At 59.9% G+C, this 26147-nt stretch carries 26 protein-coding genes and 2 pseudogenes; 14 read left to right on the forward strand and 14 right to left on the reverse strand.

What is annotated here, in order from left to right:
• Positions 1-150: 150 nt before the first annotated feature.
• Together hemF and CR254_RS13000 are read left to right on the forward strand one after the other, a co-directional pair.
• Positions 151-1038 carry an oxygen-dependent coproporphyrinogen oxidase gene (hemF, locus tag CR254_RS12995; RefSeq protein WP_425440273.1) on the forward strand — a complete coding sequence of 296 codons (888 nt, stop codon included), beginning with the start codon at positions 151-153 and terminating at the stop codon, positions 1036-1038.
• Positions 1035-1628, forward strand: a complete 594-nt coding sequence (locus CR254_RS13000) for a hypothetical protein (RefSeq protein ID WP_097930655.1) — start codon at positions 1035-1037, stop codon at positions 1626-1628. Before hemF ends, CR254_RS13000 begins: the two co-directional genes overlap by 4 nt.
• Here CR254_RS13000 and CR254_RS13005 read toward each other — a convergent pair.
• The 4 genes from CR254_RS13005 to CR254_RS13020 all read right to left on the reverse strand — a co-directional run bounded on the left by CR254_RS13005 (position 1594) and on the right by CR254_RS13020 (position 4639).
• The gene (locus CR254_RS13005; RefSeq protein WP_097930657.1) at positions 1594-2175 is read right to left on the reverse strand and encodes a LysE family translocator; all 582 of its coding nucleotides are present in this window, start codon (positions 2173-2175) and stop codon (positions 1594-1596) included. The genes CR254_RS13000 and CR254_RS13005 overlap by 35 nt on opposite strands.
• On the reverse strand, positions 2172-2786 hold the full coding sequence (locus CR254_RS13010; RefSeq protein WP_180955992.1) for a LysE family translocator: 615 nt from the start codon (positions 2784-2786) through the stop codon (positions 2172-2174). Before CR254_RS13010 ends, CR254_RS13005 begins: the two co-directional genes overlap by 4 nt.
• An 82-nt stretch (positions 2787-2868) precedes the next feature.
• Positions 2869-4023, reverse strand: a complete 1155-nt coding sequence (locus CR254_RS13015; protein WP_097930661.1) for a CCA tRNA nucleotidyltransferase — start codon at positions 4021-4023, stop codon at positions 2869-2871.
• Entirely contained in the window at positions 4007-4639 is a 633-nt protein-coding gene (locus tag CR254_RS13020; protein ID WP_097930663.1) for a CoA pyrophosphatase, read from the reverse strand. Before CR254_RS13020 ends, CR254_RS13015 begins: the two co-directional genes overlap by 17 nt.
• 48 nt (positions 4640-4687) lie before the next feature.
• On the opposite strand from CR254_RS13020, the gene CR254_RS13025 reads away from it, so the two are divergent.
• Together CR254_RS13025 and CR254_RS13030 are read left to right on the forward strand one after the other, a co-directional pair.
• On the forward strand, positions 4688-5206 hold the full coding sequence (locus tag CR254_RS13025) for a DUF4329 domain-containing protein (RefSeq protein ID WP_097930664.1): 519 nt from the start codon (positions 4688-4690) through the stop codon (positions 5204-5206).
• The gene (locus tag CR254_RS13030) at positions 5203-5736 is read left to right on the forward strand and encodes a DUF4329 domain-containing protein (protein WP_097930666.1); all 534 of its coding nucleotides are present in this window, start codon (positions 5203-5205) and stop codon (positions 5734-5736) included. The genes CR254_RS13025 and CR254_RS13030 overlap by 4 nt, the downstream gene beginning before the upstream one ends.
• Before the next feature lie 21 nt (positions 5737-5757).
• Here CR254_RS13030 and hslO read toward each other — a convergent pair whose 3' ends face one another.
• On the reverse strand, positions 5758-6795 hold the full coding sequence (hslO, locus tag CR254_RS13035; RefSeq protein WP_097930668.1) for an Hsp33 family molecular chaperone HslO: 1038 nt from the start codon (positions 6793-6795) through the stop codon (positions 5758-5760).
• 85 nt (positions 6796-6880) lie between these two features.
• Between hslO and CR254_RS13040 the strand changes: the two genes are divergently transcribed.
• Complete coding sequence (locus CR254_RS13040) at positions 6881-7312, forward strand: NUDIX domain-containing protein (protein ID WP_097930670.1); 432 nt, start codon at positions 6881-6883, stop codon at positions 7310-7312.
• A gap of 3 nt (positions 7313-7315) precedes the next feature.
• Here the strand turns inward: CR254_RS13040 and CR254_RS13045 are convergent, their stop codons facing one another.
• The gene (locus CR254_RS13045; RefSeq protein WP_245851623.1) at positions 7316-8125 is read right to left on the reverse strand and encodes an ABC transporter permease; all 810 of its coding nucleotides are present in this window, start codon (positions 8123-8125) and stop codon (positions 7316-7318) included.
• A 199-nt stretch (positions 8126-8324) separates the two neighbouring features.
• Here CR254_RS13045 and CR254_RS13050 point away from each other — a divergent pair, with 199 nt between their 5' ends.
• Positions 8325-8924, forward strand: coding sequence for a GcrA family cell cycle regulator (locus tag CR254_RS13050; protein WP_097930672.1), 600 nt, complete (start codon positions 8325-8327; stop codon positions 8922-8924).
• Entirely contained in the window at positions 8924-9277 is a 354-nt protein-coding gene (locus CR254_RS13055) for a glyoxalase superfamily protein (RefSeq protein WP_097930674.1), read from the forward strand. Before CR254_RS13050 ends, CR254_RS13055 begins: the two co-directional genes overlap by 1 nt.
• Positions 9278-9312: 35 nt before the next feature.
• Here CR254_RS13055 and phoB read toward each other — a convergent pair whose 3' ends face one another.
• From phoB to CR254_RS13090, 8 genes and pseudogenes are all read right to left on the reverse strand, one after another.
• Complete coding sequence (gene phoB, locus CR254_RS13060) at positions 9313-10026, reverse strand: phosphate regulon transcriptional regulator PhoB (RefSeq protein ID WP_097930676.1); 714 nt, start codon at positions 10024-10026, stop codon at positions 9313-9315.
• Positions 10027-10035: 9 nt separating this feature from the next.
• A complete protein-coding gene (gene phoU, locus CR254_RS13065; RefSeq protein WP_097930678.1) occupies positions 10036-10734 on the reverse strand; it encodes a phosphate signaling complex protein PhoU in 699 nt (232 codons plus the stop codon).
• Between the two features lie 23 nt (positions 10735-10757).
• Complete coding sequence (gene pstB, locus CR254_RS13070; protein WP_097930830.1) at positions 10758-11555, reverse strand: phosphate ABC transporter ATP-binding protein PstB; 798 nt, start codon at positions 11553-11555, stop codon at positions 10758-10760.
• Positions 11556-11585: 30 nt separating this feature from the next.
• Positions 11586-12380: pseudogene (gene pstA, locus CR254_RS18370) on the reverse strand (phosphate ABC transporter permease PstA); the annotation flags it as partial.
• 516 nt (positions 12381-12896) lie between these two features.
• Positions 12897-13364, reverse strand: a pseudogene (locus tag CR254_RS18375) (DUF3333 domain-containing protein); the annotation flags it as partial.
• 12 nt (positions 13365-13376) lie between these two features.
• Entirely contained in the window at positions 13377-14756 is a 1380-nt protein-coding gene (gene pstC / locus CR254_RS13080) for a phosphate ABC transporter permease subunit PstC (RefSeq protein ID WP_180955993.1), read from the reverse strand.
• A gap of 121 nt (positions 14757-14877) precedes the next feature.
• Positions 14878-15867 (reverse strand): substrate-binding domain-containing protein, encoded by a 990-nt coding sequence (locus tag CR254_RS13085; RefSeq protein WP_245851627.1) that lies wholly within the window; start codon positions 15865-15867, stop codon positions 14878-14880.
• A 178-nt stretch (positions 15868-16045) separates the two neighbouring features.
• On the reverse strand, positions 16046-17302 hold the full coding sequence (locus CR254_RS13090; RefSeq protein WP_097930682.1) for a sensor histidine kinase: 1257 nt from the start codon (positions 17300-17302) through the stop codon (positions 16046-16048).
• Between the two features lie 119 nt (positions 17303-17421).
• On the opposite strand from CR254_RS13090, the gene CR254_RS13095 reads away from it, so the two are divergent.
• The 7 genes from CR254_RS13095 to CR254_RS13125 all read left to right on the forward strand — a co-directional run bounded on the left by CR254_RS13095 (position 17422) and on the right by CR254_RS13125 (position 26139).
• Positions 17422-17835, forward strand: a complete 414-nt coding sequence (locus CR254_RS13095; protein ID WP_097930684.1) for a DUF1178 family protein — start codon at positions 17422-17424, stop codon at positions 17833-17835.
• A gap of 110 nt (positions 17836-17945) precedes the next feature.
• Positions 17946-19196 (forward strand): aspartate kinase, encoded by a 1251-nt coding sequence (locus CR254_RS13100; protein WP_097930686.1) that lies wholly within the window; start codon positions 17946-17948, stop codon positions 19194-19196.
• A gap of 65 nt (positions 19197-19261) precedes the next feature.
• Positions 19262-20527: an NAD(P)/FAD-dependent oxidoreductase gene (locus CR254_RS13105; protein WP_097930688.1), complete on the forward strand. Its 1266-nt coding sequence runs from the start codon at positions 19262-19264 to the stop codon at positions 20525-20527.
• 77 nt (positions 20528-20604) lie between these two features.
• A complete protein-coding gene (ptsP, locus tag CR254_RS13110; RefSeq protein ID WP_097930690.1) occupies positions 20605-22866 on the forward strand; it encodes a phosphoenolpyruvate--protein phosphotransferase in 2262 nt (753 codons plus the stop codon).
• 103 nt (positions 22867-22969) lie between these two features.
• Positions 22970-23896 (forward strand): hydroxymethylbilane synthase, encoded by a 927-nt coding sequence (gene hemC, locus CR254_RS13115; protein ID WP_097930692.1) that lies wholly within the window; start codon positions 22970-22972, stop codon positions 23894-23896.
• On the forward strand, positions 23893-24576 hold the full coding sequence (locus CR254_RS13120; protein ID WP_097930694.1) for a uroporphyrinogen-III synthase: 684 nt from the start codon (positions 23893-23895) through the stop codon (positions 24574-24576). Before hemC ends, CR254_RS13120 begins: the two co-directional genes overlap by 4 nt.
• 75 nt (positions 24577-24651) lie before the next feature.
• Positions 24652-26139: a COG4223 family protein gene (locus CR254_RS13125; RefSeq protein WP_097930696.1), complete on the forward strand. Its 1488-nt coding sequence runs from the start codon at positions 24652-24654 to the stop codon at positions 26137-26139.
• The last annotated feature ends 8 nt before the right edge of the window (positions 26140-26147 follow it).

Genomic DNA, 26147 nt, shown 5'->3' on the forward strand with positions numbered 1-26147 from the left:
ACGGGATGGCACGGGGCACAACCCGCAGATGTGTAGAACTTAAGCCGCCACACGCATAGAACAACCGCAATTGGCATGCGACATTGGGTGGCTTGAGTATTTCCGCGCAAAAGACGAAATTCCCCAAAACCGAGCAGATGAGGCACCCGCATGGATATGTTAGACGAGAAGGCCCGCGCCGCAGATTGGTTTCGCGTTCTGCGCGATGAAATTTGCAGCGCGTTTGAGGGGTTAGAGGGCGCGCAGACCTCCGGCCCATTTGCTGACCTCGCCCCCGGCCGGTTCGAGCGTAAGCCAACAAAGCGTCATTCCGATGATGGCAGCGATGCAGGCGGTGGTGAGATGTCCGTGATGCGCGGTGGCCGGTGCTTTGAAAAGGTCGGTGTGAACATCTCGCAGGTTTACGGCACCCTCGCCCCACCCGCACAACGCGCCATGGCCGCGCGTAAGGATATGCCCGGCATGGCCGAGGACCCACGTTTCTGGGCATCCGGCATCAGTCTGGTCGCACATATGCGCAGCCCCAAGGTGCCCGCCGTCCACATGAACACCCGTATGTTCTGGACCCCCCATGGCTGGTGGTTTGGCGGCGGATCGGACCTGAACCCGATGGTTGAGGTGGCCGAGGACACGGCCTTTTTCCACGCTCAGCAACAGGCCGCCTGCGATCCGCACGGTGCCGATCTGTATCCTCGCTACAAGGCATGGGCCGATGAATATTTCATGATCCGCCACTGGAACGAGGCCCGCGGCGTTGGCGGCATCTTCTACGACGATCATTGTTCGGGCGATTGGTCCGCCGATTTCGCCTTCACGCAGGATGTAGGCCGTGCGTTCCTAAAGGCCTTTGTGCCCTTGGTTGAAAAGCGCATGTTCGAGGCATGGACCGATGCCGACCGTGACCACCAATTATTCCGGCGCGGGCGCTATGCCGAATTCAATCTGGTCTATGATCGCGGCACCACCTTTGGCCTGCAAACCGGTCATAACCCCGAGGCGGTTTTGATGAGCCTGCCCCCACTGGCCGCATGGCCATGAGGATTGCCATCCTCGGCTGGGGGTCACTGATCTGGGATATCGAGAACCTCGAACCTTTTGTCACCGGCGATTGGCAGATGAGCGGTGGGCCTGCGCTGCCCATGGAGTTTTCCCGCGTCTCACCCAAGCGTAAGATGGGCCTGGCCGTGTGTCTGGACCCAGAGGTTGGCGCGTTGTGTGCCACCCACGTTATCCGATCCACCCGCACGGATGTACAACAGGCCGCACGCGATCTGGCAGCGCGGGAACGTGCGCCAATGGACCGGATCGGTTGGGCAACGGCGCAGGAGTGCTTTGGCCGGTTGCCCGCCGTGAATAGCCGCGTGATGCAATGGTGCGCGCAGGGTGATTACGATGCCGCCCTGTGGACCGATCTGGAGCCTACTTTCCATGAGAGTCAGGGGCAGGATTTCACCGTTCTACGGGCCATCGAATACCTGAAAACCCTACGCGGTGAACAGATCGAGGAGGCATATCGCTATATTCAGGAAGCGCCACCAACCACAATGACGCCCCTGCGCCGTGCACTACAAAACGACCCGTGGTGGGCAACGCTTAGCGCAGGACCAGCAGCGCAGACAGCGCCATAGCGGCGGCCATCACGGTCATAAATTTGCGCCACAGCACCTCATCCGACAGCAACCGGCCCAGCAGGTGCCCCGCGCTGGTCCAGAACAGGCAAACGCCCAGGTTGATGCCGGAAAACGCCACAGCCAACGCCAATCCGGCGGAAACCGCCCCCTGATCCGCGACAAAGGATGATGCCGCCACCGCGACGGCCCAGACCTTTGGGTTCACCCATTGGAACAGCACCGCCTGTAGGAAGGTAAAGGGCGTCTCCTGTGCCTGCGCCCTAGGGGCGCGGGTCGATTTGAACAGGCTCCATGCGAGGTACAAAATCCACGCCATCGCCGCCAGTTTCAGCACCATGGTCAGCGCGGGAACAGCGACGATCACCGCGCCCAGCCCCAATCCGGTCAGCCCCGCCGTCACCCCCACGCCGATAGCTACGCCCAGGATATGCGGAACTGTTGCCCGAAATCCGAAGCGCGCCCCTGACGCGGTTAGCAGGATCACGTTCGGCCCCGGCGAAAACAGGCCGGTAAAGATAAAAAAGGCGAGGCTGGCGGGGATCATCCGGCGGGCCGTAGGTCAGCGAACAGCAATGCCAGAACCGTCAGCACGATCAGGCCGGCCATGACCGCGTTAAAGCACAGCATCCGTGTGCGCGTTGACAGGAACCGCTGCAATGCTGCGCCAAAACCGGCCCAGCCTGTCGCAGATGTCAGCCCGACCAGCGCGTAAATACCGCTGAGGATTGCGGCCTCACGCAGGGGTTCGGTGCCTGTCACGAATTGCGAGATCATGGAGACCGCCATCATCCATGCCTTGGGGTTTACCCACTGAAAGGCGCTGGCCTGAACGAAACTCCACGGCTTGGCCGATCCTGCCTCGGTGCCCGGTGGTTTTGCTTGCAGGGTTTTCCATGCGATCCACAGCAACATTCCCGCACCGGCCCAACGTAGGACCTCACCAATCAGGGGTTGCGCCTCGAACACTTGGCCAAGGCCCAGCGCCATGACGAAACACATCACCGGAAAGCCTAACGCCACGCCCAGCACATGCGGCACCGTTGCCCGCAACCCGAACCGCGCACCAGATGAGGCAAGCATCGCATTGTTGGGCCCCGGCGTCCAAACCGTGCCTGCTGCCAATGCAAAGATGCCGATAATAGTTTCGAGGGTCACTGTGGGCTCCATTTTGAACGAGCGCAGACCTTCGCGCCCGTTCCGCATTCCGTCAACGCATGGTTTGTATCCGTTACAGCGGCTAGGGTTGGCGCATCATGTTCAGCAGCGTCTGCCGATCCGGCTGAAAATCCTGCTCAACCCAGATTTCACGCAGCCGTGCCAATTCAGCGCCCAGCGCCTTGCCACCGCGATAGGGCGGCATCAGGTCAGCACCGGTTAGCGGAAACTGGGCCGCAGCCCCCCGTGCGCATTCGCTGGCTACATCTGTGGCGGGCAGAACGCCCAGTATCGCGGCCTCAACCAATGATACGTCCATAGCGATATCAAACCCAGCCTGCTGCGCCCGTGCGGCGGTTGTGCCAACTGTGCCAAGCACCCGCTGCGCGATGGTCAACTGCTTGCGATCCGCGTTGGACATGCGCCAACCCGTGCTATCACCTCCGATAGCCAGCAACCGCCGTTGCCATCGGGGAGGAGCAGCCAGCGCCGCCTCTGCCTGCTGTAGCGCCGCCATATGGGCCACCTGCGCCATTGGCAGAACCTGTTGCAGCACGCCCGCATCGGCCATCTCGACCAAGCTGCGAACGGGGTCTGCTGCGCCCAGCAGCTTGCACATCTCAACGGTGATGCGTTCCGCCGATAATTGCGACAGGCCATCCGCCAGTTCGCTACAGGCGGCCAAGCCCTGCGGGTCGGCCGCACCGCTGGCATAGGTCGCGTTAAATCGGAAAAAGCGCAGAATCCGCAGGTAATCCTCACGAATGCGGGCATGAGCATCCCCGATAAACCGCACCCGTCCGGCGCGGGCATCATCCAATCCGTCCAGCGGATCAATCACCACACCCTGCGCATCCACATAAAGCGCGTTCATCGTGAAATCACGGCGTGCGGCGTCCTCGGCAATATCTGTCGAATAGGCGACAGTAGCGTGGCGTCCGGTCGTTTCCACATCACGGCGAAAGGTTGTGACCTCATGCGCGATACCGTTCGCGACGATGGTGACTGTGCCGTGCTCAATCCCCGTGGCAATTACCTTTAGCCCTGCCGCGCGGGCCTGTTCCATCACGACCTCGGGCAGGACCGGCGTTGCCATGTCCAGATCGCTGACCTCGCGTCCCTGCACGGCATTACGCACCGTGCCGCCAACGATCAGTGCGGGGCCCGCATCGCCGCTAGCGGCACGCAGCACGGCCTGCGTGCTGTCGGCATCCAGCCAATCACCTGTCAGTCGCATGAACCATATCCGAGAGCGATTTCAGAACACGCGCCGTCGCGCCCCAGATGTAATACGGCCCGTAAGGCATCGCGTAATAGCGGCGCATCTGGCCCCGCCACCGGCGCGCATGCACCTGTTGCCGTGCAGGGTCCAGCAAGTGGCGCAGCGGCACCTCGAACACTTCCTCAACCTCCGCCGGATCAGAGCGTGGGGTGAAATCCGGTGACACCAGCCCGACAAAGGGATGCATCCGAAATCCGGTTACGGTTTCGTGGTCCGGCAGTTGGCCAAAAACCTCGACCTGAGTGGCGGCCAACCCGATTTCCTCATGCGCCTCACGCAGGGCGGCGGCCTGTGCGTTGGCATCCGCCGCATCAACCTTGCCCCCGGGAAAGGCGACCTGCCCCGGATGGTGGCGCAATTGCGAGGAACGGCGCGTTAAAATCACATGCATCCGGCCATCACGCTGCACAATCGGGCACAGCACCGCCGCAGGGCGCAGCACACGATCCGCAGGCAGCAGGCCACGCGCCTGTGCGTTGAGGTCGAAATCCGAGGATGCCGCCACCCGCCCCGCATCGAGCGCATGACGCACCCGCGCCAGTTCTGTTTCTGCCTGAAATACTTGATCCATTTGCCTGTGATGGCCTAGCTTACCCAACGACACAAGAGGAGCGACACCTTGCGATCAATTCTGGCACTCTTGCTTGTGCTGGCGCATCCCGCCTTGGCCCAGCATAAAAAACCCGAACATGCCGCAGCATATTACGCGTTGAGGGAAATCCAGCAGCGCAGCGTTGAGGAAAGCCGCGAATATTGTGGATTCATCGGATATGACAGCGCGGGCGTATTGCGCACAACACCGGCGAGCCCCGGAACGTTGGCCAGTTGCACGATCAAGCCTGCGCCACGCGATTGGACCGTTGTTGCCTCCTATCACAGTCATGGTGGCTGGACGGAGCAATATGATGACGAGGTGCCATCGCCAACGGACATGTATTCCGACATCAACTCGCAAACGAACGGTTATGTCGGAACGCCGGGGGGGCGCATCTGGTTTTTTGACTGGCAGCGCCGCGTTGCGGTCCAGCTATGCGGTTTAGGCTGTCTATATCAGGACCCCATTTTCACCACACGCGGCAGCCGGTCCGTGCGGGACCGATACGCATTTGAACAATTGCTCAACAGGTTCGGCGAATGATCCGCCGCCTCTCGCTCTGCCTACTGCTATCTGCCTGCGCAGCGCCCGCATTACAGCCGCAGCAAGTGGCGGAGCAGGCGCTGGCGCAGGCCACATTGGATGGCTTGCAGGCACGCTCCATCGCTGAGCAGCGCGAATATTGCGGCTATATCGGCTATGATGCCACCGGCGCCCTGCGCGTCACCACGGCGGTGGCTGGCAGCTTGGATGGATGTGTTATCCCTGATCCGCCGAAGAATTGGATCGTGGCCGCATCGTACCACACCCACGGATCGTATGATTATGAATACGATTCCGAGGTCCCCTCCATCGACGATATGATCGGGGATCTGGAGGAAGGTGTGGATGGCTATATCTCCACCCCCGGCGGACGGTTGTGGATGATCGATTTCAGGCAGGAACGGGCACAGATGTTATGCGATGTGGGGTGCGTAACGGCTGACCCAAATTTCAGGCGTGACCCCGAATATCTGCCCGCGCAAAGCTATACTCTGTTCGAGCTATATGCCCGATTTGACGAGCCCTACTGAAAGGGCTCGTCAGCGGGTATTTTAGCCAGCCGGACGGCCGGGCCAGCTGGCCTTGGCCGCGGCGGCAGCGGCTGCTGCGGCCTCTGGATCAGCCTCGAATCCCAGAACCTCGGCTGGCAATTCGTAATGCGCGCCACAGAACTGGCAATCCGCAGTTACAACACCCTCATCCGTGGTCATGTGGCCGACATCCTTGCTTGAATACATCGACATGGTTTGCACCACCTTTGCCGCGGAACATGTACAGCCAAAATGAACCGGCTGCGGGTCAAAGACCCGTGGCGATTCCTCATGGAACAGACGCACCAACAGACGATCCGGCGTGACATGCGGGCCGACCAGCTCGATCAGTTCCGTGGTTTCCAGCAATGTGGTTACACGGTTCCAGTCTTCCTCAACATCACGGTCGATCAGATCATTCGCGGACAGCAAGCCGCCATCGCCCGAACCCTCCTCACCGGTTACATGGCTGCCTGCTGGCGGCATGTGCTGCACCATGATGCCGCCACCGCGCCATGTTGTGCCCTCATCCTCGACCTGCTGCGCGGCAGCCAGAACAAAGCGAGTGGGCAGCTGTTCGGATTGCGCGAAATATGTCTCGGCACAGGCAGCCAGCGATCCACCGGCCAGCGGTGTGATGCCCTGATAGGGTTGCATACCCTGCCCCTGATCGATGATGACCGCGAACATACCCTTGCCGATTTGTGCAAAACCGGGTCCGGACTGCAACGCCTCCTCATCATAGCTGGCATAGGCGCGGACCTGTGCAGGCTCGCCATCCTTGCCCGGCGCGAAGTAATCCGTGGCGATCAGGCGCAATGGGCCGTCACCACGAATTTGCAGCGATAGACGCCAGCGCAGCTTCATCGTTTGCCCGATCATCGCGGTCAGCAGAACGGCCTCTGCCACCTGCTCGGACACATTGGACGGGTAATCGTGCTGCCCCAAAATCTGGTCGAGCGAGCCATCCAGCCGCGCAACACGTCCACGCATATCGGACGCATCCAACTGGAAGGGCAGGATGCTATCATCCCAGGCAATCGTTGCGGCGGTGCTCATCTCTCTCACTCCGGGCTTTTCACTTGAGGACGCGACATAGTACGCAGGCAGGGTCATTGTAACCCCTTCGACATGGGAGCCGGATATGCGCAGGTTTGGCGAAACAATACAAAACGGGCAATCCTATGCCGATCGCCCCGGAGCATACGCGATTATTGCGGACGGGAAATGGCTACTTCTGGCGGAAAGCAAAGGGCAGGATTTTCTGTTGCCCGGTGGCGGCATTGATGCAGGCGAACACCCCTTGGCCGGATTACACCGCGAAATCATCGAGGAAACCGGCTGGCGCGTCGCACGGCCACGGCGGATCGGTGCGTATCAACGCTATGTTTACATGCCTGAATATGGCTGGTGGGCCCATAAGATCTGCGCGATCTACACCTGCTATCCGGTGCGACGCCTAGCTGACCCCACGGAACCCGACCACCTGCCCGTCTGGATGCGTGCCGAGGAGGCTGTGCACCGCCTCAGCGTTGGGGCGGAGCAACATTTCGTTCGGCAACATTTCCGGCTATAATGCTCAGCTTTTCAGGCGGTACCCTGTGGCGAAGAACCGGTAGCAAATCACCCATAGGACCGAGCATGTGGCCAGCACAACCAGCGCCCCCAACCATGGTGAGCTGTCCGACTGTCCCAATATGCCGTAACGGAATCCGTCGATGACGTAGAACACCGGATTCGCATGGCTGATGACCGACATTGCAGGCGGCAGCGTTTCCAGTGAATAAAATGTACCGGACAGAAAGCTGAGCGGCGTCACGATGAAATTGGTGATCGCAGCCATCTGGTCAAATTTCACCGCGTAAACGCCGGCCAGAACGCCGATCAGGCTCATCATCGTGGCCCCTAGCAAAACATAGATCAGCGCCCAGAACGGATTCGCAATCCCGACGCCTGCAAAGGGAAACACGACCAGCGCCACGGCAACCGCAACCAACGCACCGCGTGCAACACCGCCCGCAACATAGCCCAGCATAATTTCCGAGGCGGAGAGCGGCGGCATCAACGTATCAACGATATTTCCCTGCACCTTGGAAATGACCAGCGATGACGACGTATTGGCAAAGGCGTTTTGCAGCACAGTCATCATCACGATCCCCGGGGCAAGGAATTGCGCAAACGGCATGCCCATCACATCGCCGCGCCGATCACCCAGTGCCAGCACAAAGATCAGCATGAACAGCAGTGCCGTCGCCACAGGGGCCGCCAATGTCTGGGTCCACACACTGGTAAAGCGGCGAATCTCTCGCAGGGCTAATGTTTGCGTTCCTAGCGTATTCCAGCGCCCAAACCGGCGCTCGCCCATCGGGCGATGATCGTTAGCGGTCATATTTTCCTCTCGCGCGGCGGCCGCGCCCTCTTAAAACAGCGCTTTAGGCGCGACTTGATCTATCTAAGCATCCGCACGGCCCCTTGTAACCGGACCGCCTGACGCCATACTATGCATTCAGCGAATTGTTATGATGATATCGTCGGCGGTCATATGGGCCGCGTTTTTGTTTTTGACAGACCGAAGGAAGGCGTGAGCGATGTCCTGGACTGACGAACGTGTGGAAATCCTCAAGCAGATGTGGGCTGAAGGCAAGTCCGCTTCGGTGATTGCCAAGGAACTTGGCGGCGTGACGCGCAATGCGGTGATCGGCAAGGTGCACCGCCTTGGCCTGTCGAATCGCACTGCGGCACCTGCTGCGGCTCCTAAAACAGCACCCGAGCCGGAGGCAAAGGCACCACCGCCCCCCCCGCGGGAGCCTGAGGCGAAAAAGCCCGAACCTGCACCGGCCCCACAGGCCGCCGCGCCCAAGCCGGTCGAAAAGCCTGCGAATCTGCCGATTCCGCCGCGCAAACCGATCATCACTGCGGGCCAGCCCCTGCCGCCGCAGCCATCCGCCAATGAAATCAGTGCTGAGGCACTGGCGAATTTGGCCGAGGTGGAAAAGCGCGCGCGCAAGCTGACCCTGATGCAATTGACCGAGCGGACCTGCAAATGGCCAATCGGTGATCCCGCGACCGAGGAATTCTGGTTCTGCGGTTTGCCCTGCCAGCCCGGGAAACCCTATTGCGAGGCGCATACAGCAGTGGCCTTCCAGCCAATGTCGTCGCGTCGTGATCGTCGCAGTTCCAGCCGCTAATGCGCGCCGCTGTCCCGATTCTGCGTAGCTTTGACACGCAACGGGCCGTGGAGTTCTGGATAGACTATCTAGGGTTCGAGGTGATGTGGGAGCATCGCCACGAACCCGACCTACCCCTGTATATGGAAATTCGACGCGGCGATTGCGTCATTCATCTAAGCGAGCATCACGGCGATGCCTCGCCCGGTGCCCGTGTACGGATTGAGGTCGAGGATATCGACGCCTTCCACGCCGCGCTCAACCCCGACTACCTATATGCCCGCCCGCAAATCGAGGCGATGCCATGGGGCACGCGAGAGGTCAAATTGACCGATCCGTTTGGAAATACAGCGCTATTCTGGATGAAAAGCTAGGGATTGGCGCGGGACCGAAGCGGCCCCGCACCTGATTAGCTCGCGCGGGCCTGTGCCACTGTGGAGTAGGTTTCATCCAACGCATATCCGGCGGAGCGCACGGTACGCACCGGGTCCTGTTCACCACGGCGGTTCAATGCCTTACGCAGGCGCCCGACATGGACGTCCACGGTACGAATCTCAACATAGACGTCATGTCCCCACACGCGGTCTAGCAACTGCTCACGGCTGAACACACGGCCCGGACGTTGCATCAGCACATCCAGCAGTCGGAATTCGGTCGGGCCAAGATGCACGTCACGCTTGCCCCGCCGCACGCGGCAGGTTTCGCGATCCAGCGTGATGTCGGCAAAGCTGGCCACATCGCCCGCCACACCGGGCCGTGCACGACGTAGAACCGCACGCATCCGCGCGACAAGCTCCGTCATCGAAAACGGCTTCGTCATGTAATCATCAGCGCCGGTTTCCAGCCCCCGAACGCGGTCTTCCTCCTCACCACGCGCGGTCAGCATGATGATCGGGATGTCCCGTGTTTGGGTGCGCGCGCGCAATTGGCGGCAAATCTCAACGCCGGACACGTTCGGCAACATCCAGTCGAGCAGGATGATATCCGGTGCGTCCTCCTCAACCATGTACAGCGCATCATCGCCGTCCATGGCGAGGGCCACGTCAAAGCCCTCTTTCGTCAAATTGTAGTTGAGCAGCTCGCTCAGCGCCTGCTCATCCTCGACAACCAATACTTTGGCCATAACGCCCCCCTAGAAGCCCTCAAGCCCAACCGGCTCACCCTTGGGGCGCTCATCGCCCAGCGGCGTGCCCTCAACGATATAGTAAATCATCTCCGCCAAGTGGGTGGAGTGGTCGCCGATCCGCTCAAGGTTCTTCGCAACAAACAATAGTTGAGACCCCAGACCGATCGTGCGCGGATCCTCCATCATGTAGGTCACGACCTCACGGAAAATGGAGTTATAAACGTCGTCAATCTCGATATCCCGCTTCCACACGGACACGGCCAGCGCTGTATCCTTGGACGTGTAGGCATCCAGAACCTCGGTCAATTGGCCCAGGGTTTGCGTGCCCATACGAACGATCGAGGAGCTGAGTTTTACCGGACGCACACTGGCCAGATAGACCGCGCGACGGGCGATATTTTTCGCCAGATCGCCGATACGCTCCAATGTCGAGGCCATTTTCAGCGCCGAAATCAGTAAGCGCAGGTCACCGGCCATTGGTTGGCGCAGCGCGATAACCCGCGTGGCCAGTTGTTCAACTTCCATCTCGATAGCATCGAGGCGTTTGTCACGCTCGATAACCTCTTGGGCCAGTTTGGGATCACGGTTTTTGACCGCTTCCAAGGCCGAGGACAACATGTCCTCAGCAATTCCGCCCATTTCCGAAATACGCGCCTGAACTGCTATCAGGTCGTCATCGAACGAAGATACGATATGTGGACCCACAGCGTGGCCCTCCCAAATTCAGGTCAGCCGAAGCGACCAGTGATGTAATCCTGAGTGCGCTGATCCACCGGGTTGGTGAATATCTGGTTGGTGTCCCCAAACTCAGCAATCACCCCAAGGTGGAAGAACGCGGTTTTCTGGCTGACCCGTGCCGCCTGCTGCATCGAGTGTGTCACGATGACCACGGCGAAATCCTGCCGCAACTCATCAATCAACTCCTCGATCTGCGCGGTGGCGATGGGGTCCAGCGCGGAACATGGCTCGTCCATCAGCAGAACTTCGGGCGCTGTGGCGATCGCACGGGCGATGCACAAACGCTGCTGCTGACCACCGGACAGACCGGTTCCGGGTTGGTCCAGACGGTCCTTAACCTCGTTCCAGATTGCGGCGCGGGTCAGGGATTTTTCAACCACCTCGTCCAGCTCCGCCTTGTTATTGACCAGACCGTGAATGCGCGGGCCATAGGCAATGTTGTCATAGATCGATTTGGGGAACGGGTTCGGTTTTTGGAAAACCATCCCGACCCGTGCCCGCAGCGTTACCGGATCAACCGAGCTGTCATAGATGTCGTTACCATCCAGCAGAATATCGCCCGTCACGCGGCACACGTCGATCGTGTCGTTCATCCGGTTCAAACACCGCAGGAACGTGGATTTACCGCAACCCGATGGGCCGATAAAGGCCGTCACGGTGTTGTCGAGGATATCGACATCCACGTTCTTGATCGCATGTGTCGCGCCGTAAAAGACGTCTACACCCTTAGCTGCGATCTTGGTTTCACGGTTGTTAACGTCTTGTTCAGTCATGCGCATATTCGTCATATCTTTGTTTCCTTCGGCCATGTGATCCCCCTACCAGCGCCGCTCGAAGCGCTTACGGAGAAACACGGCGAACGCGTTCATGAGTACTAGGAATACAAGCAGCACACAAATTGCTGCTGCTGTGCGCGCCTCGAATGCACGCTCGGGGAAGTCGGACCAGCGGAAGACCTGCACAGGCAGGACCGTCGCCGGATCGGTTACGGAGGTCGGTACGTCCACGATGAAGGCCACCATGCCGATCAGGATCAGCGGTGCGGTTTCACCCAGCGCCTGCGCCATGCCAATGATCGTTCCGGTCAGAATTCCGGGCATCGCTAGCGGCAGAACATGGTGGAACGAGGTTTGCAGCTTGGACGCGCCCAATCCCAAGGCCGCATCGCGGATCGAGGGGGGAACAGCGCGGATCGCCGCACGGCTGGCAATAATGATCGTTGGCAATGTCATCAGCGCCAGAACGATACCACCCGCAATCGGAGCCGATCGTGGCACGCCAAAGAACCCTAGGAACACCGCCAGACCCAGCAGACCAAACACGATGGATGGAACCGCTGCGAGGTTGTTGATGTTCACCTCGACGAAATCGGTGAAACGATTGCGCGGGGCGAATTCCTCAAGGTAAATCGCAGCCAGCGTTCCGATGGGGAAAGCCAGAACAAATGTCACCATCATGGTCCAGAACGACCCGACCGCAGCACCCCAGATACCGGCACGTTCCGCATCACGACTGTCACCAGCCGTAAAGAAGCGCCAGTTGAACACCTGATCGACAGCACCTTCGGAGCGCAGCTCCTCGATCCATGCGACCTGATTGTCGGACACCTTACGTGCGCTTTCCGGCAGGGGCTGAACCAGCATCGAGTAATCAGGGTTGGTCAGGTTTGTATCGTCCAGAGGAACGATGATCTCTGCCTCAACAACATCTGCACCAACGCTGGTCGCCTTTAGCCACCCACCATTCAAGCGGAACAGCAGGCTTTCATTGTCGTCGCTAACCGCCTCGAAGCCATTGGCATCTGTGGACCGTGCCCGCAGATCGTCAGCCTCTGCTTGCAGGGCATCGCGGGCGACCTCGCGGTTGGCAGCCTCGGCGATTGCGGCGTCGCGTGCCTCAACCGTTTCGGCAACATCCGCGCGGCGCAGGAACTCGACCCGTCCTGCCTCCTGCCGTCCTGCCTCACGCTCACGACGTTCGGCCAGCAGCAGCAGATCACGCTGCACATCCTGAAACACATTCTGGAATACAGGCTCTGTTGCCTCAACCAGGACTGTGTCCTCACCAGTGGAGGTGAAGGTCAGCGGCGTTGACAGCTCCGTTTCCGCCAGCGTGCCGTAATCCCCCTTGATGTACAAATCCGCGACATCCGAGGCCAGCATCCGCACGTCAATCGTCTGACCGATCAGCGATGGATCGGCGATGACCATATCGCGCAGATCGAAACCGGCAGCGTTGGAATACAGATCTGCCAGTTCGCGGCGCGGCGTACGGCCCGACACATAGTCGAACTCTGCGCGCACCTGATCCCGAACGAACCGCTCGTAATCGCCACGGCGAATGCTTTCAGGATCGGTCGGATCGACATTCAGTTCCTCAGCCGAGATGGTCATCGGCAAAGTGATATAGCTTTCGCTCAACGCGTAGCGGGCATTGCCTACGACCGACGACATCAGCGTTACAAGCGCGAGGCCCGCAATCACGATGGCAGCGATACCGTAAGCCTTGAGCCGGAATTCCGCAGCGCGCCGCTTGCGCAGGCGACGGCGAGAGGCCTCACCCCCGTGGAGCGCACTCAATTCATTCATGGCAACCATGATCGGCCTTCCTCAATCGTACATTTCGCGGTAGCGGCGCACGATGCGCAGGGCCACCACGTTCAGGAGAAGCGTCACGCAGAACAACGTGAAGCCTAGCGCGAAGACGGGACCAGAGGCCGTCTCAAGGTCGGTATCGCCAGTATACAGCATGACGATCTGCACGGTGACGGTCGTAACCGCCTCCAATGGGTTCCAAGTCAGGTTTGCACCCTGACCCGCAGCCATAACCACGATCATCGTTTCACCAACGGCGCGGGAAATTCCCAGCAACACAGCCGAAACAATACCGGGCAATGCGGCAGGCAGAACAACCTGACGGATCGTCTCGGCCTTGGTTGCGCCCAGTCCGAATGAACCGTCGCGCAGGCTTTGTGGTACCGCGTTGATAACGTCATCCGATAGCGAGGAGATGAACGGGATAATCATGATCCCCATCACCATACCCGCCGCCAGCGCCGATGAACTGTCCACGCTAAGCCCGAGGAAGTTGCCCGCATCACGGATCGCCGGTGCAACCGTAATCGCCGCGAAGAAGCCGTAAACAACCGTCGGCACACCGGCGAGGATTTCCAGCATCGGCTTGGCCCATGCCCGAACGCCCTTGCTGGCGAAATCCGACAGATAGACCGCCGCGAACAGGCCCACCGGAACAGCAACCAGCATCGCGATGATGGTGATCATGAACGTACCGGCGAACAACGGGATCGCGCCGACCTTATCAGGGTCCAAACGCCCCGCACTGACGCCCGAGAGGGGCGACCAAGTGGTGCCGAACAGGAACTTGTGTACCTGCCAGTCGATTTTACCAAAGAAGTTGATCGTCTCGAAGATCAGGCTGAGCACAATGCCGACTGTTGTCAGGATCGCGATGATCGCACAGATCATCAAAATGCCGCCGATAATCCCCTCGGACCGGTTGCGCGCGCGCCATGCCCGGTCAATTTTACCATATGTCAGATAGGCCGCGCCAGCAGCCACAGAAACGGACAAGACTGCGGTTACGATCGTGCGCCACAGCTCCATGCTGGCAATCGTTCCGGATAGCGATGTGCGCAGATCATCCGTCTGCGATGCAATGCCACCATTGGCCAGTTGGTGCGCGTCGGACAGCACCAGTTGCTGTTCGATGAATTCCATCCCCGGACGGGCATCGTCGATAATTGAAAAATAGATTTGCTCGTTGAGCAGCGACCACAACTCACCCACGATCAGCAGCGTGGCAATGCCCGCCAACAGCACCCATAACAGCGAATATGTGCCGTGATAGCTGGGCCGCGAATGCAGGTTGGCCAGATCACCGCCCGCGACCGAAACCGCGCGGGAACGCGACATACCATATCCGGCCACTGCCAGTATCAGGATTGCCACAAAACTCGTAATCAGCACCATGCCGTCTTCTCCATTCCAGTCTGAAGGCGTGGCCCGCCGACCACTTCCCCGCAAAGCGAGGACAGGGACGCATCAGCGCCCCTGCCCATCATGTCAACTGCATTGCATACGCAATGTCAGATCAGTAGTCGCCCGCTGTCAGTACTGTGCCATTTGCAACAGCGTCCTGAACTGCGGCCAGCTCGTCCTCGGGCAGCGGGATCAGGCCCAGATCGATCATCGAGCCATCTTCGCCAACCATGTCGTCGGAAACGAACAGGTCTGCATATTCCTGGATGCCAGGAACAACGCCGACATGCGCGCCCTTGATGTAAAAGTACAGCGAGCGCGAAACAGGGTAGTCGCCATCAGCGATCGCGTCGAAAGTAGGCTCAACGCCGCCGATCAGCGAGCCGTGGATCGCATCAGTGTTCTGGTCGAGGAACGAGAAGCCGAAGATGCCAACAGCCTGCGGGTTTGCTTCCAGACGGGAAACGATCAGGTTGTCGTTCTCACCTGCGTCAACATAAACGCCATCGTCGCGGATTTCTGCGGAGTGCTCGCAGTTTGCGCCTTCGACGGTCTCACAACCTTCTTCCATGACCAGTTCTTCGAACGCGTCACGTGTACCGGAGGAGGGTGGAGGGCCGAACACTTCGATTGCCACTGCTGGCAGCGAAGGATCGATTTCGTTCCACATTGTTGGCAGTGGGCCGTCAGCAGCCAGCGCCTGCCAGATCTGACCGATGGTCAGGTCGTATACAGGTGCTTCGTTCGAGTTTGCCAAAACGATACCATCAAAGCCGATTTTAACTTCAACAACTTCGGTAACGCCGTTCTCGTTGCATGTTTCCAGCTCGGAGAGCTTCATGCGACGCGAAGCGTTGGTCATGTCAGGGTGAGAAACGCCAACACCTGCACAGAACAGGCGGATGCCGCCACCGGAGCCTGTCGACTCAACGATAGGCGTCTGGAAATCGGTTACGTTACCAAAACGCTCAGCCACAGCGGTGGAGAACGGGAAAACCGTGGAGGAGCCAACGATCTGGATCTGATCACGCGACTGGGCGTTCGCAGCAGCTGCGGCGACCAGGCCAGCAGTTGCGAGCGCGATGATGCTAAGTGTTTTCACAGCGAGAAACTCCGCTTTTCGGGCCAGTGGGTGGCCCATTCGTTTGCGCGACGTGCGTGCCGCTCATAAACCTTCGGCGATCACCGAAGTTGGACATTATCTAGCATCGGCCCATTTCGGAATTGTGACAGTTTAAGTATCAGAATTAAAACAAAAAATCAAACCAACGTGATTCACTCTATGACAGTTTTCGCAACGGCAGCCAAACTGTGAAGGTGCTGCCCTCCTCCAAAACCGATGCGATATCCAGCTCGCCGGCATGGCGGGCAAGGATGTGTTTCACGATGGCCAGACCCAGACCCGTGCCGCCCTGCTCCTTACTCTGCTTGGCGTTCACACGGTAAAACCGTTCGGTCAAACGATGCAGGTGCTGGCGCGGAATGCCGGGGCCGTTATCCTTGATACTAACCCCGATCATACCGGGGAATCGCGAATCCTCGGGGCTGATAGAGACGTGGACGGTGCCGCCGGTGCCGCCATATTTCAGGGCGTTTTCGATCAAATTGGTGAAAACCTGTCCCAACTGATCCCGGTCGGCGGTCACCTGCGCGCTCTCCTCAAACTCAACGTCGATGTCCAGCGTTGCGTCACGCCGTTCGGCCAACGGGCGGATACCATCGCTAACCTCACGCACGATATCGGTCAGGTTGCACTGCGTCGTCGGGGCAGTATGCGCGTTCATCTCGATCCGGCTGAGCGACATCAGATCCTCGACCAAGCGCTGCATACGGCTGGCCTGTTGTGACATCGTGTTCAGGAAATGCACGCGGGCCTCAGCATCATCGCGGGCATGGCCCTGCAATGTTTCGATATACCCGATGATCGAGGCAAGCGGCGTGCGCAGCTCGTGACTGGCATTTGCGATAAAATCAGTCCGCATCCGGTCCGTCGCCATACGTTCCGTCTGGTCTGATAGTTGGATCAAGACATATGGGCCATCGCCCAACTCATCCGTCGCATCCAGCCGGCGCATTTCGGCAGCGATATGGTTTTCCACACCACCATAGGCGGCGGCAAAGCTGACTGTGTGGGCTGGTGCGCCCTCAATAATACGCGACACACCGTCCAGAAACCCCGGCGAGCGGAACAGGTTGGCGTAATGCTGCCCCGTCTCCAGACGTGGCAGCATAGCCCGTGCCGCCGCGTTGGAATAGGCAACCCGCCCCCGTAGATCGAGCAGGAAGAGCGGGCTGGGGATCTGTTCCAGTAGATGCCGGTCGATATCACTGGGCAGCGGCGATGCATCGCTGTTGCGCTGTGGCGCATTTAGATCCGGCAATGGAACCAGAACAGCCATGGCCATGACGCAAAACAAGCCAGCGACGGAAACGGCAATCATGGCCGTCAAAACAGGCACACCGCGTGATACGGCTAGGCCGCTCAAAAAAGTACAGACAAGTACAATGGCGATCTGGCGCCACAATCGTTTCGGCATTAGGTATCCTCGTGTATCATGCCCCCCTCATACCGCCCGACGCGGTGAAGCCATAGTGGCTTTGCAATGATACGGCTAAACCGTTATTTACACGGTGTTTTTGACGCTATGGTGACTGGATGATCCGCTACACCCTGAAATGCAGCACTGGTCACAGCTTTGATAGCTGGTTTTCGGACAGTGCGACATATGAGCGATTGGAAAAGGCCGGCCACGTGTCGTGCTCCATCTGTGGCACCACCGAAGTAAGTAAAGCGATGATGGCCCCCCGCGTGACTATAGGGCAGGACCGTGCCCCGCTCAGCACCGAAACATCGCCCGAAGAAACCGCGATCAAGCAATTGCGCGAAAAGGTTGAGGCCGAAAGCGACTATGTCGGCAACACCTTCGCGCAGGAGGCCCGCCGTATGCATGATGGCGAAAGCGACGCCCGATCCATCTGGGGTGAGGCAACAGGTGGTGAGGCCCGCGCATTGGTTGAGGATGGCATCCCCGTAATCCCCCTGCCATTTGGCCCGCGAAAAACCCATTGATACCGGCATAACTTGCCGTTTGCCGTCCGACGCGCTAAGAACCGCGCGGATTTTCCCGCTATGTGCGACCTGCGTTCATAGCCACGCTTCAAGTCAACAGGATACGCCTTATGCCCCGCCTCGTGATGAAATTCGGCGGCACGTCGGTCGCCGATCTGGACCGCATCCGAAACGCCGCGCTGAAGGTAAAGCGCGAAATTGATGCCGGCTATGATGTCGCCGTTGTCGTGTCCGCAATGTCGGGCAAAACGAACGAGTTGGTCGGCTGGGTGCGCGATGCATCTACGCCTGATGGCTCGAACGAGGTCGGTTTCCACGACGCGCGCGAATATGACAGCGTTGTCGCGAGTGGTGAGCAGGTGACGGCGGGCCTGATGGCGCTGACCCTGCAACAGATGGGCATTGATGCGCGATCCTGGCTGGGATGGCAGGTGCCTGTGAACACGTCCTCCAGCCATGGCGCGGCGCGGATCACGGGGATCGACACGGAAAACCTGGACGCGAAATTCGCCGAGGGCACCCATGCCGTGATCGCCGGTTTTCAGGGCCTCAGCCCTGAGGGACGCATCACCACGCTGGGTCGTGGCGGATCGGACACGACCGCCGTTGCCTTTGCCGCCGCATTAGGTGCGGAACGGTGCGATATTTATACTGACGTGGACGGCGTCTACACCACCGATCCGCGTATCACGAAAAAAGCCCGAAAGCTGGACCGCATCGCCTATGAGGAGATGCTGGAGCTGGCCAGTCTGGGTGCAAAGGTGCTTCAGGTCCGCTCGGTTGAGTTGGCCATGGCGCAAAAGGTCCGCCTTGTCGTGCGGTCCAGTTTTTCGGACGAGCCGGGAACGCTCGTTTGCGATGAGGAGGAAATCATGGAAGCCAATGTTATCTCCGGTGTGGCCTATAGCCGCGATGAGGCAAAGATCACCCTGCTCCACCTCGCCGATAATCCCGGCATTGCCGCCAGCGTCTTTGGCCCCTTGGCCGATGCGGGTGTGAATGTGGACATGATTATCCAGAACATCTCCGAGGAAGGGTATACCGACATTACCTTCTCGTGCCCTGTCGATGATGTTGCCCGCGCAACCGCAGCCGTTGATGCGGCCAAGGATGCAGGCGCCATCGCCTATGACGACATGGTTGTGGATACTGAATGCGCTAAAATCTCGATCGTTGGCATCGGAATGCGGTCCCATGCCGGTGTTGCCGGCAAGATGTTCCGCGCACTGTCCGAGGAACGGGTGAACATCAAGGTTATCACCACCAGCGAGATCAAGGTCTCCGTCCTGATCGACCGCAAATATATGGAGCTGGCCGTTCAGGCCCTACACGATGCGTTCGAGCTGGAAAAAGCAAGCTAAGGCGGCCAGCCCCTGATTGACACAGTCCCCCGCAGATGCGCTGATTTGCGGGGGAGCAAAATCTGATGACAGATTATGATATTGTTGTGGCCGGTGCCGGCATTGTCGGGGTCAGCACAGCACTACACGCGCAGATGCGCGGACATCGGGTTTTGCTTGCGGACCCGAACCTGCCCGGTTCCGGCACCAGTTCGGGCAATGCATGTACCATCGCGACATATGGCTGCATGCCGATCAATGATCCTGCGGTCTTTGGCAATCTACCCAAACTGATGTTCGGCAAGGATAGCCCGCTTTCCGTCTCTCTACCCTATGCGCTGCGCAATCCGCGCTGGATGCTGTCCTTTCTGGCGAATTGCCGTCTGACGAAATCACGGGCCATTGCGGGGTACCTTGCGCAGTTGCTGTCCCATGCCGAGGCGGGACTGAACCCCCTGATTGTTGAGGCCGGAGCCGAGGATTTATTCGTCGCGCGCGGGCAGCTATCGGTCTGGAGCACCAGCGCAGGGTTTGACGGCGCACGGGCGGGACTGGAATTTCGGCGGCAACAGGGGATCCCCTTTACCGAGATGTCGGGGGCGGAGGCGAAAGAGCTGGAGCCCGGTCTGGACCTGCCGATTGAGCATGCGATTCATTTTCATCAGGCCCGTCATGTCAGCGATCCGCAAGAGCTGATCCGCCGGATGCATGCACGCTTTGCCCAGCTAGGCGGTCATACTCGGCCCGCAAAGGTCAACGCGACACAGGCGCATGGTGATCTGGTCGAGGTCGAAATCGACGGCGACACTATCACTGCAAACCGTGCCGTCATTGCCGCCGGTGCGTTCTCACGACAGATTGCAGGGGCCGGAACCGCACAATTACCGCTGGGGGTCGAGCGTGGTTACCACCTGCTTTACACACAGGACGCACACCGCGTTACCCGCCCCGTCGGCTGGATGGAGGGTGGCTTCTACGCCACCCCAATGGCGCAGGGGCTACGCTTGGCCGGTACTGTCGAGATCGCACAGCTCAACGCGGGGCCAAACCAGAACAGGATCAACTACCTCGCCCGACAGGCGACACAGATGTTTCAGGACCTGCCGCAGCATGACAGCTCGTGGTTGGGTTATCGTCCTACAATGCCGGATTCGATGCCAGTGATCGGTTACAGCCCGCATTCGGACAGGATCGTGCATGCCTTTGGCCATCAACATCTAGGCCTGACCTTGGGCGGAATTACAGGGCGGATCGTCACCGATCTGGTTGAGGATCGCGCGCCAAACTTCGCAATTTCGGCCTATTCACCCAGCCGTTCGTTCGGCCCATTCGCAAACCGGTCCGGTCCGTGACTTTTATCGCACTTCACCTCTGCCACCTGCCCCCGTATAGTCACATTACCTAGAACAAGCGTACTGGTGAGCCACATATGAACGCCCCAACGCGCGGTGCCTCCTCCCGAGTGCTGCTACAAAAACTGCGAGACGTCCTCGCCTCACGCGAGGGTGGGCAGGAGCGGCTGGACATTATCGTGCGCCTGATCGCGGAAACGATGGTGACGGAGGTATGCTCGATCTATCTGCGCCGTGATGCGCGCACGCTGGAACTGTGCGCGACCGAGGGGCTTAACCCCGATTCCGTACACCTGACGCGCATGCGTTTTGGTCAGGGTCTGGTGGGGCGCGTCGCCGAACAGGGGCAGGCCGTTAACACGGCGGATGCCACACGCACGCCCGGCTTTCGCTATATGCCTGAAACGGGTGAGGAAATTTACTCCGGCTTTCTGGGCGTTCCGATCCAGCGACTGGGTGAATCGCTGGGCGTTCTGGTTGTTCAGAACAAGGCCGCGCGCAAATTTTCCGAGGATGACCTGCACGGGTTGGAGGTCGTCGCCATGGTGATCGCCGAGATGGCAGAGGCAGGCGCCTTTACCTCCACCGGTGATATGGGTGCGCTGGCCCCACCCCATTCCGGACCCGTCTTTTTTCGCGGCATTCAGGGGCAGGAGGGCGTGGCCGAGGGCGTCGTTCACCTGCACGACCCCCATATCGTGATTGCCAATCCGGTCAGCGATGACCCCGATGCCGAACATGCCCGCCTGCACGTCGCCCTGCATAAATTGCGCGGTGAGGTGGACCGCATGCTGGACGATGACGCGGTTGAGGATACCGGCGAGGCCGCAGAGGTACTGCAAACCTACGCCATGTTTGCCCGCGATCGCGGCTGGATCACTCGGATCGAGGGCGGCATTGGTGAGGGGCTGGCCGCCGAGGTTTCGGTGGAGAAGGAGCAATCCAGCATCCGCCAACGCATGTCCCGCATGACGGACCCCTATTTGCGCGAACGCTTCCACGATCTGGATGACCTGTCCAACCGCCTGCTGCGCCTGCTATCGGGTCAACGGCATGACCGTCACGACATCCCTGAAAATGCGGTTCTGGTTGCGCGCAATATCGGACCGGCCGAACTGCTTGATTATGGCCCCAACCTCCGCGGAATCGTGCTGGAACAGGGAGCCGTTGGATCGCATGCGGTGATTGTTGCCCGCGCGCTGGCGATACCGCTGGTCCTACAGGCTGGACGCATCACACGTGAGGCGCTGGACGGCGATACCATCCTGATCGATGGCGGTGAGGGGGCTGTGCATCTGCGCCCAGAGGACAGCGTTCGCACTGCCTTTCGTGAGAAAATGGCCATGCGCGCCGAGGCGCAGGAGCAATATGCCGCTCTGCGCGACCTGCCCGCGCAGGCGCTGTGCGGATCGACCGTTGCATTGACCATGAATGCAGGCCTGATGGCCGATCTACCTTCGCTGGCCGGCAGCGGTGCGGAGGGCGTCGGCCTGTACCGGACCGAACTGCAATTCCTCGTCCGGTCCAAGGTGCCACGTCGGGCCGAGCAGGCAGCGCTATATTCCCGCATCCTCGATTCCGGTCTGGGTAAACGGGTGGTGTTTCGCACGCTGGATATCGGCTCGGACAAGGTGCTGCCCTATATGCGCCGCACGGATGAGCCGAATCCCGCGCTTGGCTGGCGCGCGATCCGCCTTGGGCTGGATCGGCGCGGTGTGATGCGGATGCAGGTGCAAAGCTTGTTACGCGGTGCAAATGGCCGGTCGCTGGCTGTGATGTTCCCGATGGTGGCCCAATTCGATGAATTCGTGACGGCCCGCGATTTGGTTCTAAAGGAAGTCGAGCGCGAGCAAAGCATGGGGCACACCATCCCCGAAAAGCTGGAAATCGGCGCGATGCTGGAAACCCCGTCGCTGGCCTTTGCTCCCGATGCGTTTTTCGAGATGGTGGATTTCCTGTCCATCGGCGGCAATGACCTGAAACAATTCTTCTTTGCCGCGGATCGTGAAAACGAACGGGTACGCCGCCGCTATGACACGTTGAATGTCAGCTATCTGACCTTCATCGCGCAGATCGTGGACCGCTGTAACCGCCATAAAACTCCTGTCAGTTTCTGTGGTGAGGATGCTGGAAAGCCGGTTGAGGCATTGTGCTTTGCCGCCATGGGGTTGCGCAGCCTGTCGATGCGCCCTGCCTCCATCGGTCCGATCAAGCATCTGTTGCGGCAATGCGACCTTTCCGAGGTTCGCACAATCATCGACGCCGCCTGTGCCAGTGGCGCGCAAAGCGTTCGCCCCGCCGTTGAGGGCTGGCTGACAGAGCGCGGCATCGCATTTTGAGGGGCCTTCGGGCATCACGTCGCAGCGACAAACCGATCCACCGGCCCTAACTACGTCGCAAACACCCATTGTAGCGCACCAATCCACGGGGCAAAATGACCGCATGACCAGTCCCACACCAGATACCCCGCTCAAAATCGGCACTCGTGGCTCTCCGCTTGCCTTGGCCCAGGCGCATGAGGTCCGCGCGCGCCTTGCCGCCGCCCATGGCTTGGCCGAAGATTGCTTTGCCATCACCGTCATCCAGACGACCGGTGACGCGGTTCAGGACCGCCCGCTATCGGAAATCGGCGGCAAGGGCCTGTTCACCAAGGAGATCGAGGCCGCGCTGCTGGATCGCCGCATCGACATCGCGGTTCATTCGACCAAGGACGTGGCGAACCTGCTGCCCGACGGATTGGCGCTGACCGCGTTTTTGCCGCGTGAGGATGTGCGCGACAGCTTTATTTCCCGCGACTTTGCCAGCTTTGACGCGCTGCCTCAGGGGGCCGTGGTTGGCAGTTCCTCGATCCGGCGGCGTGCGCAAATGGCGGCGATGAGGCCCGATCTGAACTTCGTCGAGTTTCGCGGAAATGTGCAGACGCGCTTGGCCAAACTGGATGCAGGCGTGGCCGTGGCGACCCTGCTGGCCAGTGCGGGCCTGAACCGTCTGGGTCAGACCGACCTACTCAACCCGATCCCGCCAGAGGTCATGCTGCCCGCCGTGGCGCAGGGAGCAATCTCGATCGAGCAGCGTCAGGATGACGCCTTGGTCAGCCAGATGCTCGCCCCGTTGAACCACGCCGATAGCGCGCTGGTTGTGGCCGTTGAACGTGCCTTTCTGGCCGAGCTGGACGGGTCATGCCGCACCCCCATCGCGGGCTTGGCTGAACTGGACGGAGAAACTGTTACATTGCGTGGTGAGATCCTGAAAATGGACGGCTCTGCCGTGCATCGGGATCGCTGGGTTGGCACACGGGCCGATGCGGTTGAAATGGGGGCGGAGGCAGGACGTGAGCTGCTGCGCCTCGCCGGACCGAATTTTCTTTGACGCAGATCCTGCTAACCCGCCCACTGGCACAATCGCATCGTTTTGCGGACAGCCTGGGGGCAGGATATACGGCTGAAATCTCCCCGCTGCTTGAAATCAGCTATCGTGATGGACCGGTGGAAACAGGGGCCGCGCGGGCTGTGGTCTTTACCTCCAGCAATGGCATCCAAGGCTGGGCGCAACGGGGTGGCGCAACCATCCTGCCCGCATGGTGCGTCGGGCAGCGTACGGCCGAAGTTGCCCAGCAGGCTGGCTTTCCCGTTCAGGGCTATGCCCCAAATCTACGCGCATTGGCACAGTGCCTCGACACGCAAACCCGCGGGCCACTGCTACATATTCGCGGCAAGCATGTTTCTACCGAGCTATCTGCGCTGCTGCCCACACGCATAGTCGAAACCTGCATCGTTTATGAGGCGGTCGCCCACCCACTGACCCAGTCGGCCACCACCGGTTTGCGACAGGGTAGATTCGATGTGATCCCTATCTTTTCCCCCCGCACGGCGCGCCGACTGGTTGCAGCCTATCAACCGCAATGGCACCTTGGGCAAACCAGAATTCTGGCGATAAGCGATGCTGCGGCGCAGGTGCTAAAGAGCCTGCCCGCAAAAACTATCGAGACAGCATTGTCACCAAATTCTGCGAGTGTACTTGCCTTGCTGCGTCGCAACAGCGCACAATGAGGGAACCTTGCCGCCAGCCGGTGTTGGTCTAGCTAAAGCGGTACAACAAACCGCGACGAATGAGAGTTTATCGACATGTCCGACCCCAAGCGCCCTGACGATCAGACTGATACCACAGATATCACAGTGGATGATGAACAGATCACGCCAAAGGTTGAGGATGCCGAACTGGCAACGGAAACGACAGACGAATCTGTTGTTGAGGAGCCCGAAGCGGAACAGGACGCAACAGAGGAATCCGAAACATCTGACGATGAAGCCGCCGCAACAACGCCATGGGGCGGCGCCCCTGCGGATGTAACTGCGCGCTCCACCTCGGACCCGACCAGCCCCGCCTATGTCGCACCAGCCGCTGCTGATGCCCCCCACGACTCATCGGATGATGAATATCACGAGGAAGCCGGCTCCGTCGCCGGTCGGGTTTTGTTCTGGCTATTCCTGTTGGTGGCTGGCGGCGCTCTGGTTTTATGGGGCGGGCCAAAGGTGGCCCCGCACTTGCCCTCAGGCATGGCACCCGTGGCCGAATGGCTGACCCCCGGAAATCGCGCGGCACAGATGCAAACACAGGAACAGGTTGAGGCATTGGAGGCGCGGTTGAGCGCGCGGATCAATGCGCTGAACACCGGCCTTACACCGGACGGCGTAACCGAGCAGATCAACGCCGCCGTGTTGGAAAGCGAAATGCTGACCGCCGAAACGATCACCGCGCTGGCGCAGGATGTGAACGCGCTATCAGATCAAGTCGCCGCCGCGGACGGCGCCCCGATTGAGCAACGCCTGGCGCAGGCAGAAACCCTTCTGGAGGGTTTGAACGCAGAGTTTTCGGCCCTGCGCACCGATCTGACAGGCTTGGCTGCGGGTGAGGGCGGGATTACCGGCCAAAACGCGGCGGAGATCGACGCCTTCACCGCCGCATTGACCGGTTTGCGGGCTGAACTGGACGCCGTTTCCGCACGTACCGGCGCACAGGATCAACGTATTGATGAGGTTGCCGCCACAGCCGAACGCCAATTGCGCACCGCCCGTGAGGAAGTAGCACAGGCCGAGGCGGAGGCAGAGGCCCGCGTCGCCGTCGCCTCCGAACAGGCCGACATGGTTGAGCTAGCAAACGCGCTGGACACCGGCACCTCGTTCGAGGGGCCACTGGGCCGCCTAGCAGAGCAAACCGAAATCACCGCACCGCTGCCTGCACTGGCCGCATCAGGCGTGACGACCCAGGCCGAGCTAGAGGCGCGCCTGCCCAATCTGGCGCATCAGGCGATCCGCGCCGATATTGCACCGGGTGAGGATGACGGCATTCTGAGCAGCGCCACCTCCTTCCTGCGCGCCCGCGTTTCTGGCCGATCCTTGGTTGAGCGTGAGGGCGATGATGCCGATGCGATCCTGTCGCGGGTCGAGGCCCGTTTACGCCGTGGTGATCTGGGCGCCGCATTGACCGAGGCAGAGCAGCTAACAGGTGCCGCTGCCGATACTCTTTCCCCATGGACCGCCGATCTGCGCGCGCGTCATGAGGCCCTTACCGCCTATACCATTCTGGCCGACCGGCTGGATGCAAGTAACTGATTCTAGAG

The organism is Pontivivens marinum (assembly GCF_900231835.1).
In the GTDB taxonomy this organism is placed as follows: domain Bacteria; phylum Pseudomonadota; class Alphaproteobacteria; order Rhodobacterales; family Rhodobacteraceae; genus Pontivivens; species Pontivivens marinum.